14 protein-coding genes are annotated in these 16,728 nt (G+C 67.4%); 9 read left to right on the forward strand and 5 right to left on the reverse strand.

Annotated features, from left to right (window positions below; genetic code table 11):
- Window positions 1-141 precede the first annotated feature (141 nt).
- The 5 genes from OJB03_RS11830 to OJB03_RS11850 form a co-directional block, all read right to left on the reverse strand.
- The gene (locus OJB03_RS11830) at window positions 142-2,949 is read right to left on the reverse strand and encodes an alpha/beta hydrolase family protein (RefSeq protein ID WP_263787698.1); all 2,808 of its coding nucleotides are present in this window, start codon (window positions 2,947-2,949) and stop codon (window positions 142-144) included.
- A gap of 250 nt (window positions 2,950-3,199) precedes the next feature.
- Window positions 3,200-4,315: a serine hydrolase domain-containing protein gene (locus OJB03_RS11835; protein WP_263787700.1), complete on the reverse strand. Its 1,116-nt coding sequence runs from the start codon at window positions 4,313-4,315 to the stop codon at window positions 3,200-3,202.
- Between the two features lie 2 nt (window positions 4,316-4,317).
- A complete protein-coding gene (locus OJB03_RS11840; RefSeq protein WP_263787702.1) occupies window positions 4,318-4,755 on the reverse strand; it encodes a hypothetical protein in 438 nt (145 codons plus the stop codon).
- A 38-nt stretch (window positions 4,756-4,793) separates the two neighbouring features.
- Window positions 4,794-5,231, reverse strand: coding sequence for a DUF4019 domain-containing protein (locus tag OJB03_RS11845; RefSeq protein WP_263787705.1), 438 nt, complete (start codon window positions 5,229-5,231; stop codon window positions 4,794-4,796).
- A 72-nt stretch (window positions 5,232-5,303) separates the two neighbouring features.
- Window positions 5,304-6,674: an alpha/beta hydrolase family protein gene (locus tag OJB03_RS11850; protein WP_263787707.1), complete on the reverse strand. Its 1,371-nt coding sequence runs from the start codon at window positions 6,672-6,674 to the stop codon at window positions 5,304-5,306.
- A gap of 543 nt (window positions 6,675-7,217) precedes the next feature.
- On the opposite strand from OJB03_RS11850, the gene OJB03_RS11855 reads away from it, so the two are divergent.
- The 9 genes from OJB03_RS11855 to OJB03_RS11895 all read left to right on the forward strand — a co-directional run bounded on the left by OJB03_RS11855 (window position 7,218) and on the right by OJB03_RS11895 (window position 16,681).
- Window positions 7,218-8,327, forward strand: a complete 1,110-nt coding sequence (locus OJB03_RS11855) for a sensor histidine kinase (protein WP_263787709.1) — start codon at window positions 7,218-7,220, stop codon at window positions 8,325-8,327.
- Window positions 8,320-9,057, forward strand: a complete 738-nt coding sequence (locus OJB03_RS11860) for a LytR/AlgR family response regulator transcription factor (protein ID WP_263787712.1) — start codon at window positions 8,320-8,322, stop codon at window positions 9,055-9,057. The genes OJB03_RS11855 and OJB03_RS11860 overlap by 8 nt, the downstream gene beginning before the upstream one ends.
- A 182-nt stretch (window positions 9,058-9,239) precedes the next feature.
- The gene (locus OJB03_RS11865; protein WP_263787715.1) at window positions 9,240-11,297 is read left to right on the forward strand and encodes a TonB-dependent receptor plug domain-containing protein; all 2,058 of its coding nucleotides are present in this window, start codon (window positions 9,240-9,242) and stop codon (window positions 11,295-11,297) included.
- A 73-nt stretch (window positions 11,298-11,370) separates the two neighbouring features.
- Window positions 11,371-12,003: an HmuY family protein gene (locus OJB03_RS11870; RefSeq protein ID WP_263787717.1), complete on the forward strand. Its 633-nt coding sequence runs from the start codon at window positions 11,371-11,373 to the stop codon at window positions 12,001-12,003.
- Between the two features lie 47 nt (window positions 12,004-12,050).
- Window positions 12,051-12,983 carry a heme/hemin ABC transporter substrate-binding protein gene (locus OJB03_RS11875; RefSeq protein WP_263787719.1) on the forward strand — a complete coding sequence of 311 codons (933 nt, stop codon included), beginning with the start codon at window positions 12,051-12,053 and terminating at the stop codon, window positions 12,981-12,983.
- A 6-nt stretch (window positions 12,984-12,989) separates the two neighbouring features.
- Window positions 12,990-14,141, forward strand: coding sequence for a FecCD family ABC transporter permease (locus OJB03_RS11880; protein ID WP_263787720.1), 1,152 nt, complete (start codon window positions 12,990-12,992; stop codon window positions 14,139-14,141).
- 65 nt (window positions 14,142-14,206) lie between these two features.
- The gene (locus OJB03_RS11885) at window positions 14,207-14,632 is read left to right on the forward strand and encodes a zinc-binding metallopeptidase family protein (protein WP_263787723.1); all 426 of its coding nucleotides are present in this window, start codon (window positions 14,207-14,209) and stop codon (window positions 14,630-14,632) included.
- 105 nt (window positions 14,633-14,737) lie between these two features.
- Window positions 14,738-15,556, forward strand: coding sequence for a heme ABC transporter ATP-binding protein (locus OJB03_RS11890; protein WP_423816379.1), 819 nt, complete (start codon window positions 14,738-14,740; stop codon window positions 15,554-15,556).
- A 21-nt stretch (window positions 15,557-15,577) separates the two neighbouring features.
- Window positions 15,578-16,681 (forward strand): hemin-degrading factor, encoded by a 1,104-nt coding sequence (locus OJB03_RS11895; RefSeq protein ID WP_263787728.1) that lies wholly within the window; start codon window positions 15,578-15,580, stop codon window positions 16,679-16,681.
- Window positions 16,682-16,728 lie beyond the last annotated feature (47 nt).

Raw genomic sequence — 16,728 nt, forward strand, 5'->3', positions numbered from 1 at the left:
GATCCCCCCCCCAATCCAGGCGCGGTGCGGAGGCGGTCTGTGGGAGAACCGCAGTGACCGCGCCCGCCACGCGCTTCACGCAGACATGCTCAGACCAGGCGTGACGGCGGTGGGCCGGCGGAATGAGCGGAGAAGACAATGCTAACGACGGGCAGAGGCCGCGGCCTCCTCCTGCCGCTCCACCTGCTTGAGGTACGGCACACCGTCCTGAATCCACTCCGGGCCCGCGTCGCCTTTCAGGTAATGGTCAAACCATTCCATGACCCGATTCCGGTAGTCGACCGTGTTTTCCTCCTTCCGGCTAATGCCGTGATTCTCGCCGTCGTAGACGAGAAAGGCGAGCTCCTTGTCGGCCCGGCGGGCTGCGTTGTAGAACTCGACACCCTGGTTGAACTCCACCGCCCCATCGTCAGTGCCGAAGGCCATGAGGAATGGCGTGTTGAGCGATTCGATGTGGTGGAGAGGCGAGTTTGCCACGTAGGCGTCCATGTCCTCCCAGGGCGGCACGCCCATCCGCCCCTGACTGATTTCGAAAATGCGGGCGTCGGTGCCACCGCTCCGCCAGTAGACGGAGTTGTACATCGACACCATGTTGGTGAGGGGCGCGCCCGCCACCACCGCCGCGAAGAGATCGGTCTGTGTGGCGGTGAAGGTGGTCTGGTATCCGCCCCAGGAGTGCCCCACTAGCCCCATCCGAGAGGTATCCACGGCGGCCGTTTCGGCGGCGGCCTTTACGCCCGGCACGATGGCGTCGACCGCCGAGTTGCCCGGGTCGCGAGGGCGGTACGTAATGTCGGGCTGGAAGACGACGTAGCCCTCCTGTGTGAGCGCGGTGGTGTTGTACGGGTGCTCGCGGGTGGGCACCACGTAGCTGCGGGCCTGCGGCGAGCGCGTCTCGTAGATGTAGGTGACCATCGGGTAGCTTTTCTCCGGATCGTAGTCCGCCGGGTAAAACAGCGCGCCCTGTAGCTTCTCCCCGTCCGCATTGCGGAAGGAGACGAGATCGGAGCGGCCCCAGGCGTAGTCGTCTTGGAACGGGTTCGTGTTCGTCACCTGCCGGGCGTCGGCAAGCTGCGGGCCGGCCCGCATGTAGTCGGGCGAGTCCTCGAAGTCTTCCACGCGGTAGGCGTAGACGCCGGCGGAGTCGGCTTTCGTGAGGCCGTCGACCATTTTCGGCCGCCACACGAGGCGCTCCGGGTCCCCCGTAAGCGCCGACGCCCGGGCGTAGCCGTGCTCCTCTGTCCACTCGTCGTAGAGGTTCCAGTAGATCGGCTTCGTGCGCGGAATCACGTCGGGCTCGCCCGGTGCCTCGTCCCTCAAGTCCACGTAGCGGTGCCGCACCGAGTCGGCCCGGCCCCTGGTACGGCGCTCGGTGCTGGAGCCGTCCGGCGCGACCTGCCACACGTCGTACTCGCCATAGATGAGCACCGACCGGTCGCCCGCCGTCCACCCGGCGACGCCGAAGGGCGGCTTCTGCTCCACGGTGTGGTCGTCGTCCACGTCCACGACGGGGACGGGCACATCCTCGGTAATCGTGGCGGTAGTCTCCTGCTGGAGGTCGTAGGCATGGTACTGGTCGTTCTTGAGCCAAAGCAGGTAGCGGCCGTTGGGGCTCGGGCCCTCGAAGAACTGAACCTTCTCGGCCACCTGCTCGCGCTCCCCCGTCGCCACGTCGATCGCATAGAGGTCGTGGTAAACCGGTCCGAACATGCGCTCGTCGCGATAGGGCGTCTGGTCGAGGCCCACGGCCCGATCGCCGCCGTGGAGGACCTGCACGTCCTCGGTCACTTCGGTGCCGAGGCGCGTCCAGCGGGCCTCCCCGCTCTCACCAAGGTGCCACGCGGTGAGGTGGTTGTCCTGACGGTCCTGCTCGGCCTGCACCTCCTGCCGCGGGATAATGTCGACGTCGCTGGTGTGCCACACTTTCACGCTGGCGGGGCCATACTCCTCCAGGGAGTCGGCGGCCGCAGAGTCGGCCTGGGCCGAGTCCGGCACGATGGCTGCCCGCTTCTGGACACCGAAAAAGAGGCGGTCGCTCTCGGCGGCCCACTTCGGCGTGCGGTAGTCCACGATGCGGAGCGAGTCGGGAAAGGCCGTGGCGGTCGCCGGGTCGAACTGTCGACGTTCAAATGCCCCGTCGCTCAGGCCGGTCCAGGCAAGCACCACGTGAGTCTTGTGCTCCCAATTGTCGGCGTCTCGCGCCCGTAGGGCAGCCAGGTCGTCCCCGCCGGCCCGCCATGAGAGGCCGGTGTACTCGGCGGGCGTGGAGGCGAGCGTTTGGAGCTGCCCAGTGGCCGCGTCGTAGAGGCGCACGCCGTTGCCGGTCTGGGTCATGCCGTCGATGGTGAGGGCCAGGTGCTGGGCCTCGTGCTGCCACGCCATGTCGGCCACGTTGCCAAAGCTGGTGTAGGTTTCGGCCTCCAGGTCACGGACCAGCAGGTCGGCCCCGCGCAGGTCGTCGGGGGCCTCCTGGGGCGGATAGCGGCGCATGGCGAGGTAGCGCCCGCCGTCACTGAAGGCAAAGTCCGACACCGCGGGCACGACGGTCGTGTCGCCGGTCGCCAGGTTCAGCAGGCCCAGCTTGCGGCGGACGGGCTTCTCCTGCTTCCGCAACATCTTGCGCTTCTCCTCCGACATTCCCATCGAGTACGCGAGCCACTGCCCGTCGGCCGAGAAGGTCGGGCTGCGCCCGTAGGCGACGGTGCGGCTGGTGTCGCGCTGCGTGTGGTGGATGCGCAGCTCGTGGTGGCCGTTCACGCGGCGGATGGGGGTGGCCATCCAGGTGCCCTCGGGCGAGAGGGTGGCGCCGCCCAGCCGTTCCCACTGCCCATACTCGACCTCATCGAGTGTAGCGTCGGCCGGCTGGGCCGCGGCCGGCCCGGCGACGGCCGTAAAGAGAAGAGCGAGAAGGGCGGCGAGAGGCAAACGCAGCACTCGGAAACGAGACATGATCGGGCAACGGGTCGATGGGAGAACGCGAACAATCGTCGATTGAAGCGAGGAGGCTGGCAAGACTGTTTCGGGCCCGGAGGATAAAAGCACGGGCGTGCGGCACTCGCTGTTACAGAGAGGCGTGGAGCATGTCGCTGCGGACGCGGAAGCGACGACCGTTGCGGTGAAGGGTGCGAAGGGTGCAGAAAGCCAACAGAACATGCGTGAGCACCGTGACTGACGAACATGGCACTGATATGCTGTCTGTTCAGTCGGATCGCAGCCCACGGAGAAGGGCCCTGCCTGCTTCGAGCACCCGTCGGGACGAGAGGGCGGCGCCGACGAGCACGACCACGCCGTGGCCGGTCTCGCAGTCGAGCGCCACGAAGCTCCGGAAGCCCCCGGTGCCGCCGTTGTGCCACAGCACCTCGTGTCCCTTGCGGGTCGATTGGTGCCAGGCGAGGCCGATGCGGGTGTCCTCGCGGTCGGTGGCGGCCCGAATCGTAGCAGCCCGCCGCATCGCCCGTTGCAACGCCGTAGTCGTCCCTGAATCTGCCGCGAGGGCCCGGCGGTGGGCGCGGAGGAATGCAAGCATATCGGTTGCCGTAGACCGGATCGCGCCTGCCCCGGCCAGTGCGTCGAAGTGCCAGGGGGAGGCAGGCGTCCCGTCGCGGGTGTGGCCCTGGGCGAAGCGCGAGCGCTGGGCGTCCGTCAAGCGGACGCACGTGTCGGAGAGGCCGAGTGGGTCGGCGATGTGCCGGCGGACGAGGGGGGCGTAAGTCGTATCGGCGCGACGGGCGAGGACGTGCCCGAGCAGTCCCATTCCGAGGTTCGAATACTGGTATTGTGCTCCTGGCGCCCGCGAAAGGGCATGACCGTCGAGGAACGCGTAGAGCGCGCTGTCGCCGTACGCGGCGTACGGGTCCCGGGGCGAGTCCATGACCGTCCTGAGGTTGGACGGGAGGCGGGGCAGCCCGGACCGGTGCGTGGCGAGGTGCCCGAGCGTCACGTTCACGGACTCGGCCGTGCCAACGGTCACCGAATCCGGCAGAAGCGTCGTCACCGGCGTCGACATCGTTACCGCACCCCGCTCGATGGCGCCGGCCAGAAGCACCCCCGTGAACGTCTTGGTAATGGAGCCAATTTCGAAGAGGGTCTGGGCCGCCGGGCGGCGCCCAGTCGAGTCGACGGCCCCGAAACCGTGGACGGCGGTCGTGTCCTCGCGCAGTAACCCGACGACGGCGCCTCCCGGGTGATCCTCGACGAGAACCTGCCCCACCGAGTCGACGGCCGGCACCGGCTGCCCGCGTGCCGCCTCCGGGCTCTCTCCCCCGACGAGCAGGCCCAGCACAATCGCGCTCAGAAGTGTACGTGCGCAGTACATACTCATCGGGCAGTCGCTTCTTCCAATGCCTGCTTCAAGGCGTCGGGCTCATCGGTCCCGATGCGGATCTGTCCGTTCCCGCGAACCGTCATCTCCACGGCCTGGAGTCCGGACACGTTGTAGAGCCAGCCGTGGTGCGTGTAGCGGATGCCCCAGCCGTGGAGCGCCGAATTGCGGACGACCTCCACGCCGACAATGTCATCGAGGGCGAACCGGCGCGTCCAAAAGCCCGGCCCGAAATAGAACATCAGCTCTCGGTCGGTGACCGTCACCGTCAGGCTGGAAAAAAGGACGGCAAGGAGCCCGAACGCGCCGAGCATCGTGTAGCCGAACACCCCGAGTGCCCCATCTTCGACCATGAAGGCGTAGTAGATGAGGACCAGGGCTGCCAGCATGACGCCCCCCGTCACGTATCCAATCTGCGTGTGTCGGTATCGCATCGCGTCGGCGAAATCAGTTTCAGATCGGGCTTCAGGGGCTACTGTTGCCCCCGCGGCTTCACGAAGTATCCGGCCACCCGCCACGTCCCGTCGTCCTTTTTCAGGGGTACCGTCTCGACAGTTTCCTTGTCTCCGTACGACGTCTCGTACTGCGCCATGACGTACTCTCCCTCTGGCGCATTGGGCATGCTCGTCGTGTAACGGGCCGCCACGAGCGAACGGGAGCGCAAACTATCCAGTGTCGTATGCGCCTGCCGGATCTGAGCAGCCCACTGCTCCGCGGTCATTTGTGACTTGATCAGCGCCGCGCTCTCCTCCCAGGTCGCTTTGTATTTGTCGGCGTCGAGGAGCGCAAGCCACTCCTGCGCCGCCTCCTTGGCCGCCTCCACGGCCTGCTCGTTCGACTGGGCAGAAACCGGACGCGGGACGACAAGGACGAGGGCAAGAAGTCCGCCAATGAGAAGCGATGATCGCATGGGATTGAGTTGTTGAGAGGAAAGGGTATGCGAGTTGTGTTGACACACGAAACGAGAGCTCTCTGCCTGCACCTATCGTGTTCGCTCCAAAATCCACCCCGAGACCATTTGCAAGGCCGTTGGTGCCATCGTCGTCTCGATCTGGGCGTACTCGGTCGGGAGGCCCGTCTCGGCGGGCTGGAAGAGGTGATTGAGGCCGTCCAGTACGCGCACCGTCACATCGCCGCTCGGGCTCTCTCGAAGAGCCGTACGCATCGGATCCGCATTCTGACCGGGCGGCACCTGGAGGTCTGTGCTCCCGTAGAGCGCCAGAACGGGCACGTCCACTTGCCGAAGCGCGGGCGCCGGGTCGTACCGGACGAAGAATCGGCCCCAGGGACTTGTGATCTGCTCGATCTGCGACTCGGCCTGTGCGTCGGGGAGACCTCGCGCTTCGAGCATCGTCCGCACCTGCTCGGCCATCTCGGCCGAGTCGGACGCCGTACGAATTGCCTCCATCATCTGTCGCTGCATGGTTCGAACGGAATCGACAACCGCCGACGGGGCTCCCTGGGCAGACGCGATCTTTGCCCCCTGCTCCACCAGGATCTCGTGTCCCGGCACGCTCGGCCCGGCCATCAGCACGAGGAAACCGACCGCCTCGAACCGGGTGTGGACCATCGGGGCCACCAGGCCGCCCTCACTCATTCCGACCAGGCCTGTTGCCTCCGCGTCAACGTTCGGGCGGTTCTTTAGGAACCGGACGGCAGCCGCTGCGTCGCCAGCGAAGTCCTCGGAGGTGGCGCCGTCGAAGCGGCCCCCGGACGCGCTTACGCCCCGCTCGTCGTAGCGGAGGACCGCGATGCCCTGGCGCGTCAGGTGGTCGGCGAGAACGTGGAAGAGCTTGTGGTTGAACACCTCCGAATTGCGGTCTTGCGGCCCGGAGCCGGAGACGAGCACCACTGCCGGGTGCGGCCCCTCCCCCTCGGGGCGCGTGAGGGTCCCCGCCAGCGTGAGGCCTGCCGACTCGTTCTGGACGGTCACACTGTCCGCGACGTACGGGTACGGCGGCTCCGGGTGCTGGGGACGGGGCGGCGGGGTCCTCTCCGCCTCGTCGGCGGACGTGAGCATCAATGGAAACGACTGCCCGCCCTGTGTCCACGTCCCCTCAATCTTGGCGCCGCCCTCAACCAGCGCGCCTTCGTAGGTGGCAGCGATGCGGTCCACTGAGAGCGCCACGCTGTCGCCCGCCACGGTCACGTCGGACACCGGGATGCCGGTCGCCCCCTGATCGGGGCTGTCCATCGTGGCGGTGAGACCGTCCGCCCCCTGCTCGACATGGAAGACCACCCGAATCTCCATGCCCTGAACCTTCAGAGCCCCAGACCATGCCCCCACGACGGCTTCCTGTGCGGCGACCGTGGCATCCCCAAGAAACGCGAGACCAACCCCGAGAAGAAGCAAAATGCGCCGCCAGGAAAATATGAGACGAATATAGGTTACTGGAAGGCGACTTAAAGAAAAGATACCAACATAAACCCTAACCTAAATACGACAACACACCCGCCAAAAGCCAAAATTGGGCAGGCGCCTGCAAGTGCATAGGATGGGACGGCCTCCTGACCACGCTCCAAGATGCTACTGCTTTTTCGTGACAGGGTGGCCTTCGCTCTCTGTTGCCTCTTCGCGGAAGACCAGAGCCGGGACGACATGAGACCGGATGCGAATTGTGACGAGATGATGCGAAGAGAACCCAACAGGGATAGATTTTGCCCCAGGCGTCTCGTCGACAGGCTCGGCGCTTCCCCACACCCGTTCTTATTTTTTGTGTCTTTTATTGCTTGATGCACATTCTGGAACGGTCGCTCACCCGATAGGATGCCCCGTTCGCCACCGACAGCGCCCGTTCACCAACCGAGGAGCGAAACGGCTCTCGATGCGGTTTCCATTTTGCACTTTAATGGGGTTCTTGGACACGCGTCTACCCAAACGTCCCCCTCCCCCCCCGTGCCCGAGTCCGCGTCGTCCCCCTCCGGTACACCGCCGCTACGTCCCGCGGCCCTCGGGGGCCTGCAAGGAGCCGTATGGATCGTTTACGGCATCGCCTACTACCTCACGCTCCGTCCTCACCAGCCCTTTGCGGATCTTCTGTGGAAGCAAACCCTCATCGCGGCGGGAAGCGGGCTGCTTCTGAGCACAGGCCTCGGCGCGCTCTACTGGACCGTCGGCCTGCGCCAGCGGCGGCCCGCCTGGCAGGGCCTCATCCTCCTCGTCGGGGGGCTGTCCGTCGGGCTGCTCTGGTATCAGGGGAAGGCGTGGGGCGTCGACTGGGCGAATCCGTTCATCGCGCCCGTCAGCGGCATCGCCTCCCTCCGGCCCGGCGAGGGCTCTATCCTGTCCGGCCCTGCCACCTTTCCCATCGTCATGCTCGCCTGGAGCGGCCTCTACCTCGGCCTCGCGCAGTGGTACGCGCAGCAGCGGCAGGAACGGCGCCTACTGCGGGCCGACGCCGAGGCGCAGCGCGCCCAGCTGCAAATGCTCCGCTACCAGCTCAATCCCCACTTCTTCTTCAACGCCCTCAACACCATTGGCGCCCTGGCCGACGAGGACCCCGCCCGTGTGAAGACCGCCGTGCGCGAGCTGTCGGGCTTCCTCCGCTACACGCTGCTCGACGACGAGGCCCTCAACACCCCCCTCCGCGACGAGGTGACGGCCGCCGAGCACTACCTGTCCGTCGAGAAGATCCGTTTTGAGGACGACCTGCAGACGGAGGTGGACGTGACGGACGAGGCGGCGCAGCAGGCGGTGCCCTCGTTCCTGGTGCTGCCCCTTGTGGAGAACGCCGTCAAGCACGGCCCCTACACGAGCCCCACGCCGCTGCGCATCCGGGTGACCGGCACGGTTGCGGAGGAGGGCCTCGTAGTGGAGGTGGCTAACACGGGGCACTGGCGCGATTCACCCCCCGGCCCAGACGGCACCGACACGGGCCTGGACAACGTCCGCACCCGTCTCCAGACCCAGTACCCCGAGCAGCACGACTTCACCCTGACCGAGGAGGACGGCTGGGTGCGGGCCCGCATCGAGATCGACACGGACGCTCTTGCCCCCCATGCCTGATCCCCTCCAGGTTCTTATCGTCGACGACGAGCGGCTGGCACGTCGGTCCGTCCGCAGTGCCCTCGGCGACATGGAGGGCGTCGCGGTGGCGGGCGAGGCCGGAAGCGTAGAGGCGGCCGCCGAGCAGATCCGCACGGAGGACCCCGACGTGGTGCTTCTCGACGTGCAGATGCGGGGCGAGACGGGCTTCGACCTGCTCGATCGGATTGATGCCGCCGTGCAGGTGGTCTTCGTCACGGCCTACGACGAGCACGCCGTCCGTGCCTTCGAGGTGAACGCGGTCGACTACCTCCTCAAGCCCGTCGACCCGGACCGTCTCACCGAAGCCCTGCAGCGCGCCCGTCAGGTAGAAACGGCCCTCCCCGAAGACGAAGAGGCCGACCCGGACGCCTTCCAGTACGACGACCTCTTCTTCTACGAGGAAGGCCGCCGCCCCCGCTTCATTCGCATTCGCGAAATTGTTTTCATTGAGGCAGCCGGGAACTACACCGAGCTCCACCTTACGGACGGCACCACGGCCCTCACGTCCACGACGCTCTCGGTATGGACCAGGCGCCTGCCCGACGCCCACTTCGCCCGCATCCACCGCTCCACGATTATCAACGTTGAACGCGTGACCACCGTCGAGCGCGGGGCCGACCGGACCTACGCCGTGCATGTGGAGGGCGAAGCCGATCCGCTCTCCATGAGCCGGCGACGGGCCCGAACGCTCCGAGACCGTCTCGACTAGCGCCGCACGTCCACGTGATCTTCACACCCGTGGGCCGGACGTGACCTTGCAAGTGCGCCTCGCAACCGGTAGCGTTGAATTGCGTTGCTTGTTTAGAACTAGTCTAAATAAGATCTATCGACAGAGTCACGGCCTCACTCCGCCTCCCACTGGTCGCTCTCTTTGTCCTGCTGCCCCTCCTCGTGCCCCCCGCACAGGCCCAGTCGGGCCCGGTTCGCTCAGTCGCCGACACGACGGCCCCCGCCGATTCGCTCTGGCAACTCGACATGGACCAGGTGGTGGTCACCGCCACCCGCGCCGAGCGATCGGCCGACGACGTGGGCATGCCGATCTCGGTCATTGACCGGTCGGAGATCGACGCCCAGGGCGCCGCCCGGGCCACGGACCTACTGGCCGATCAGCCCGGCATCACCCTCACCGACGATCACGGGGCGGGCCTGCAGATGCGCGGGCTCGGCGCCGAGTACACGTTGATTCTCGTTGACGGAGAGCCGCTCGTCGGGCGCACGGCGGGCACGCTCGACCTGCGCCGGCTCACGACCGCCAACGTGGAGCGCGTCGAGATCGTGCGCGGCCCCACCTCGTCGCTGTACGGCAGCGAGGCCCTGGCAGGGGTCATCAACTTCATCACCGCCCCTCCGGCCGACGAACTGGGGGGCGAGGTGCGCACCCGGTACGGCACGCACGGCACCGTCGACCTGAGTGCCCGGCTGGATGGGACGAGCGGGCCGTGGCAGGGATCGGTGTTCATCGATCGGTACCGGACGGGCGGCTACGACCTGTCCCCCGTGGGTCTCGCTCCCACCCGCCCCGGATACGTCGACTACACCGTGCAGGCTCAGGGGCAGTACGCGGCGTCCTCGGGCACAACCCTCTCGCTCCGCGGACGGCTCGCCACGCAGACCCAAGACTACTCGGTGGGGGTCGGCCAGGACGCGATTCCCCACACCCAACGCAACGAGCAACTGGACTGGAACGCGGCCGCCGAACTGGAGCAGCAGTTGAGCACCGAGTGGGCCCTCACGGGCACCCTCTACGGAACGGGCTACCACACCGACCAGTCGCTCCGCCACGCCGACAACGGCACGACCCGCAGCGCCTCAACGCTCGACCAGTACCACGGGGAGACGGAGGTCGTCCTGCGCGGGGCGCTCGGCGACAATCACCTCTTTACAGCGGGGGGCGGCGTCCTCTTCGATCGCATGGACGCCGACCGGAAGACGGGACGGCGGGCCGGCGGCTTTGGCTTCGCACAGGACGAGTGGAGCGTGACCGAGGCACTCGACGTGACAGGCAGCCTGCGGTTCGATGCCAACAGCGACTACGCCTCCCGCCTGAGCCCCAAGCTGGCCGTCCGCTACGCCCCACTTGACCGCCTCTCATTCCGCGCATCGGTCGGCAGCGGCTACAAGGCCCCGGCGTTCCGGCAGCTCTACCTCGACTTCACCAACCCCCAGGCCGGATACAGCGTCTTCGGCGTCACGGAGGTCCAGGACGGCCTCCAACGCCTCCGGGACCAGAACCAGATCGACGAGCAATTCCGGACTGCCGCCGCCCTCGGCGACCCACTCTCCCCCGAGACCTCTTGGGCCTTCAACGCCAGCCTCACGGCCTCCCCGTGGGAGGGCGCCACCCTCCGCGTCGATGCCTATCACAACGAGGTGTCCAACCTGATCGACACAGCCCCGGTGGCCCGCAAGACCAATGGGCAGAGTGTGTTCTCCTACGTCAACCGCAACGAGATTTACACTCGGGGCGTGGAGGCCCGCCTCACCCTTCGTCCGACCTCTGCCCTCCGCGTACAGCTCGGCTACGACTACCAGGAGGCGAAAGACCGGCAGGTGCTCGACGAGCTCGAGGCCGGCGATACCTACCGGCGAGAAGACGGGCGGGACGTGCAGGTCACGCCTGACGATTACGCCGGCCTGCCCGGGCGACCGGCCCACGCCGGCACCGTGCAGCTCCGGCACATGGACCTGCCGCTCGGGCTCATGGCCAGCGTGCGCGGGACGCTCCGGGGCCGCGCCGGCTACGCCGACCGCAACGGCAACGGCATCGTCGACATCGACCGCGAATACGTGGAGGCCCGCACGCGCTGGGACGTCACGGTGTCCAAGACGCTGCTGAACGCCTATACCCTGCGACTGGGCGGCGAGAACCTCCTCGATTACACGAATCCGCGCCGCGTCCCGTCGATCTCGGGGCGCACCTGGTTTGCCGAGCTCCAAGCCCAATTCTGAACGCGCTCACGCACTTCGAACCCGCACGATGAACACGAGCACACTCGTTTCCAACCGAATTTCGACCCGCACCATGCGACGCATCTCCCCCCTTCTTTCGATTCTGCTTCTCGGTGGCACCCTCGTCCTTACCGGCTGCGACAGCACCGGCGTGTCCGGCGAGAACGGCGAGAACGACGCCCCGCTCACCATGACCCGCGTGGAGAACCTGCCCGCAGATCCCGACACGACCAGCGGTGGAGGACGCCTGAAGGGGTATAATCAGTTCGCCTTCTTCGATCTGCGCGATAGCACCGTCGTCCTTCACTCCGACGAGATGAACCGCGCCGACTCGGCCTCCACCGCGTGGGACATCGCGTTCCGGAGCACCGACGTCATCGTAAACGGCGGTGCGAACGGACCGGGCGACGGCGCGGCGTACGTGGCCGAGAGCGCCTTTCAGGAGGTCTCCAAGGTGACTCCCGACAGCCTCACCCGTCACGCCGTGGGGGACTGGTACAACTACAACGAAAACGGCAACCACATCGTCCGTCCAACGCCAGGCCGCACCATCGTCGTGCGCACCGCCGACGGCGAGTCGTACGCCAAGATCCGCATCCAGAGCTACTACGAGGGCGCGCCCGACAATCCGGCCGAGAGCGGCGCCGAGTCGCGCCACTACACCTTCGAGTACGTGCTCCAGGACGGCGGCACGCGCTTCGAGTAGCGCCTACGTGTGCCCTCCACCCATTCACTCTACACCCCCCCGGCCTCATGACCTCACCCTGTTCCCCCACGCATCGACTCCTTTCGTCCACCGCGAAGAGGCTGTGCCTGCTCCTCGCGGTGGGGGGACTGCTGGGAATCACCGCTGCCCACGGGCAATCCCCCACCGATACCAGCCGCATCGTCACACTCGGCGGCTCCGTCACCGAGATCGTGTACGCGCTGGGCGCCGGCGATCGGGTGGTGGGCGTCGACGCGTCGAGCGTCTACCCGGACGCGGCCACCGAGAAGCCCAGCGTGGGCTACTTCCGGCAGGTGCCGGCGGAGGGCGTCCTCTCGCTCGACCCATCGCTGATTTTGGCGCTGGACGGGACCGGCCCGCCCGCCGTCCTCGACCAGTTTCGGAGCGCGGGCGTCCACACCGTGCTGGTGTCTGACACGTCGAGCGTCGCGGGGACGAAGCAGAAGATTCGACGGATCGCCGGACTGATCGGGCGCGAGGCGAGGGCCGACTCGCTGATCCGGGACATGGAGGCGGACCTGAAGAGGGCCCGCGCGCTCCGTCGGCGCGCCGAGTCGACGCCGGAGGTGCTCTTTATCTACGCCCGGGGCAGCGGATCGATGAGCGTGGCGGGGGAGGGCAGCTCGGCGGAGGCGATGATCAAACTGGCGGGGGGCGAAAATGCAGTCACCGGCTTCGAGGGGTTCAAGCCGATGTCCGCCGAGGCGGTGGTGGGCGCCGAGCCGGACGTGATTCTCATGCTCACACGGGGCCTGGAGAGCATCGGCGGCGTGGAGGGACTAATGGAGCAGCCGGGCATCCCGCTCACGCCCGCGGGGGAGAGAGACCGTGTGGTGGCGATGGACGACCTGCTCCTGCTCGGGTTCGGTCCCCGGCTCGGAACGGCGGTGACGAGGCTTACGGAGAAACTGCACCCCGCCCTCGAGTCGACCGTCTCGTCGTCTACGTCCCAGCAATAGCGCGGCATGGATTCCTCCACGGTCACGGCAGATTCCGGGACGGACACGCACAACGACGCGCAGGGGCCTCCCCGCCCGTCCGACGCCACGTCGTCAAGACAGGCGCGGCAGCGGGGACGTGAGTGGCGGGTCTTGACGGGCCTCGTTGCACTGCTCCTCGGAGCCATCGCGGCGGGCCTGGCGGTCGGGGCCGTGGCCATCTCGCCCGGACAGGTCCTGGCCATCCTCGGCGACAAGGTCGGCCTCTCGCTGCCGTGGTCCTACGAAAACCGACAGGCCCTCGTGCTCACGGCCATCCGGTTGCCGCGGGTGCTGCTGGGGGTGGGTGTGGGGGGCGGGCTCGCCGTGAGCGGGGCGGTGATGCAGGGCCTCTTCCGCAACCCGCTGGCGGACCCAAGCCTCATCGGGGTATCGAGTGGAGCCGCGCTGGCGGCGGTGGTGACGATCGTGCTGGGAAGCACACTGTTCGGCGCGTGGGCCGACGCGCTGGGGGCCGTGCTGCTGCCGGCGGCCGCGTTCGGGGGCGGGGTGGGGGCAACGGTAATTGTCTACCGCCTCGGCACGCGAAACGAGCAGACCTCCGTGGCGACCATGCTCCTAGCGGGCATTGCCATCAACGCGCTGGCCGGGGCCGGAACCGGCCTCATGACATTCATCGCGGACGACGACCAGCTCCGTGACCTCACGTTCTGGACACTGGGCAGCCTCAGCGGGGCCACCTGGACGCAGCTTGCGGTGGTGGGGCCGTGCCTCCTCGGCGGCATGATAGCAGCGCCCTTCCTGGCGCGTCCGCTCAACGCTCTGCTGTTGGGGGAGGGGGAGGCCTACCACCTGGGAATCAACATCGAGCGGACGAAGAAGCTCGTCGTCACGTTGGCGGCCCTCGTGGTGGGCGCCGCCGTCGCCGTGAGCGGCGTCATCGGCTTCATCGGGCTGGTCGTGCCACACCTGCTGCGCCTGGCCGTGAAGCCGGACCACCGAATCCTCATCCCCGGCTCGGCGCTTCTGGGGGGCGCGCTGCTCATCGGGGCCGATGTGCTGGCCCGCACCATCGTGGCCCCCGCCGAACTGCCGATCGGCATCGTGACGGCCCTCGTAGGGGCGCCCTTCTTCCTGTGGCTCCTCCTGCGCGACCGGGGGGCTGGGTACTCGTTCTGACCACCGCCACACACTCCGCAACGCTGTTTCGCTGTTCTCGCAACACACCCGCCCCGCTCACCCTCATGAGCGTCTTCCCGACCGATGCCATGTGCGCCCAGCCCGCGCCGTCCGCCAGTCTGCCTGCGCTCTACAGCCTGCGGATCGACGTGGACTACCTCTCGGCCGATCTGGTCCGGGGGCATGAGACGGGGACAGAGGGTGAGCACCTCGCCGCACAGTACCTCGTGCAGCGCGTCCGGGAGCGGGGACTCGCGCCAGGGCTCGACCGCGCGTGGACACAGCCATTCGACGTTACGCACAGTCCGAATCCACACGCACCGTCGGGACACGGGAGGCCGCGCACCGGCCGCAATGTCCTGGCGCATCTCGACCGTGGGGCCGAGCGCTCCTCGTTCTGCCCAGAGGACATGGCACACCTATTCACTGGTAGCCACGACGACCATCATACGCGCGGCGACCAGCCTCTCGAGGCCGGGGTCCAGTTCTGACTCCCAAACCCACCCGACAGACCTCTCGGCCCCCATCGCCAATTGCACGAATCTCCTGAACGCGCGTCGTCGAGATGACCGACGCGCCAATGCGGTTCTACCATGATTACCCTCCGCGACATTACGGTGCAAATCGGGGACGCGACGCTCATCGAGCGCGTGTCCACCGCCGTGCGGCCCGGCCAGGTGACGGCGGTCGTGGGCCCGAACGGGGCGGGCAAGACGACGCTCCTGCGCGTGGCTAGCGGCGAGCTCGCCCCCTCCGCGGGGACCGTTCGTCTCGATGATCGTCCGCTCTCCGCACTCCCCGAGCAGGAGCAGGCGCGGCAGCGGGCCGTATTGCCTCAGGCCTCCCGGCTTCACTTCTCCTTTTCGGTACTGGAGGTTGTGCTCATGGGCCGCACGCCGCACGTGCAGGGCCGAGAGGGCCCGGAGGACTGGGCCATCGCCGAGGACGCCCTCGATGCCGTGGGGATGGCCGGCTTCGCGGACCGCGATTTTCCGACACTATCCGGCGGTGAGCAGCAGCGGGTCCACCTCGCTCGGGCACTGGCGCAGATTTGGACCTCCCCGGACGACGGACACCGATACCTGCTGCTCGACGAGCCCACCGCCAGCCTTGACCTTGCCCACCAGCAGAATGTACTGCGCACGGCCCGCACCTTCGCGGACCAGGGCACCGGCGTGCTCGCCATCCTGCACGACCTCAACCTCGCGGCACAGTTCGCCGACCACGTCGTCGTGATGGGGAACGGGAGCGTCCACGCCCAGGGCGCCCCGGCGTCGGTGCTCACGCCCCCGTGCATCGATGAGGTGTTCGGATGGCCCGTGTGCGTCCTCGCGCACCCCACGGAGTCGTGCCCCCTCATCGTCCCCGACGGCGCCGAGGCCGAGGCGATGGTCTCCGATCCCAACTCACTCTAACGCTTCCAACCCATTGCTGCCATGCCGACCTCCCCCTCCTCTGCCCCCGACCTCAAACAGCGCTGGAACGCGTTTCGGGATCGCCACCCCGATGTCCGCATCCGCACCGCCGCCGACCGAATGGGCGTGAGCGAGGCGGAGCTCGTGGCCACCGGCTGTGGCGAGCACGTCACGCGCCTCCGCGACGGCTGGCGCGCCCTCCTGAGCCGCCTTCACACACTCGGCCCGGTGACGGCGCTCACCCGCAACGACGCCGCCGTCCACGAAACGACGGGGGTCTACCGCGACATCGAGTTTACCGGCACTCACAACCTGGGCCTCGTGCTGGAGGACAACATCGACCTGCGCCTATTTATGGACCACTGGCATCTCGGCTTCGCCGTGGAGACGCCCCGGGACGGGGAGCGAGGCGACGTGCGCCGGAGCCTCCAATTTTTTGATCGCGACGGCACTGCGGTCCACAGGGTGTTCCTGACGCGTGAGAGCGACCGCGACGCCTACGACGCGCTCGTGGACGCGCACCGCCACGACGACCAGTCCCCGGAGCAGTCCATTGCGCGGGGAGAGGATAATACATCAGCGACATCCCAGTCGGAGGGAGGCAGTGGCCCCCAGACTGCGCCCGATTCAGACATCGACGTAGAGGAGTTTCTGCACGATTGGAGCGAACTGGAGGACACACACGATTTCTTCCCGCTCCTCAGCGAGTACGACGTTTCGCGGGGCCAGGCCCTGCGGCTGGGGGAGGGGCGCTTTACCCGCCGCGTGCCGGACACGGCCCTGCGCCACACGCTCCAGGCTGCCGCCGAGCAGGAGACGCCCATCATGGTGTTCGTGGGGAGCCCGGGCTGCCTCCAGATCCACACCGGCCCCGTCCAGACGCTCAAGGCCACGCCGCCGTGGTACAACGTGCTCGACCCGGACTTCCAGCTCCGTCTCAACGAGGAGAGAATCGACCAGGCCTGGGTGGTACAGAAGCCCACGACCGACGGCCGGGTCACCTCCCTGGAACTGATGGACGCGAACGGCGGCATCATTGCCCGCCTCTTCGGCGAGCGCAAGGACGGCCAGTCGGAGCGGGCCGACTGGCGCTCCATCCTCGAGGGCCAGCCGTCCGCGCCGTAGTCCCGACCCTACGCCTTCTTATACCTTCTGCCTCGCGCTCTCCACAA

Origin of the sequence: Salinibacter grassmerensis, from assembly GCF_947077765.1 — a bacterium.
GTDB classification, from domain to species: Bacteria; Bacteroidota; Rhodothermia; order Rhodothermales; family Salinibacteraceae; genus Salinibacter; species Salinibacter grassmerensis.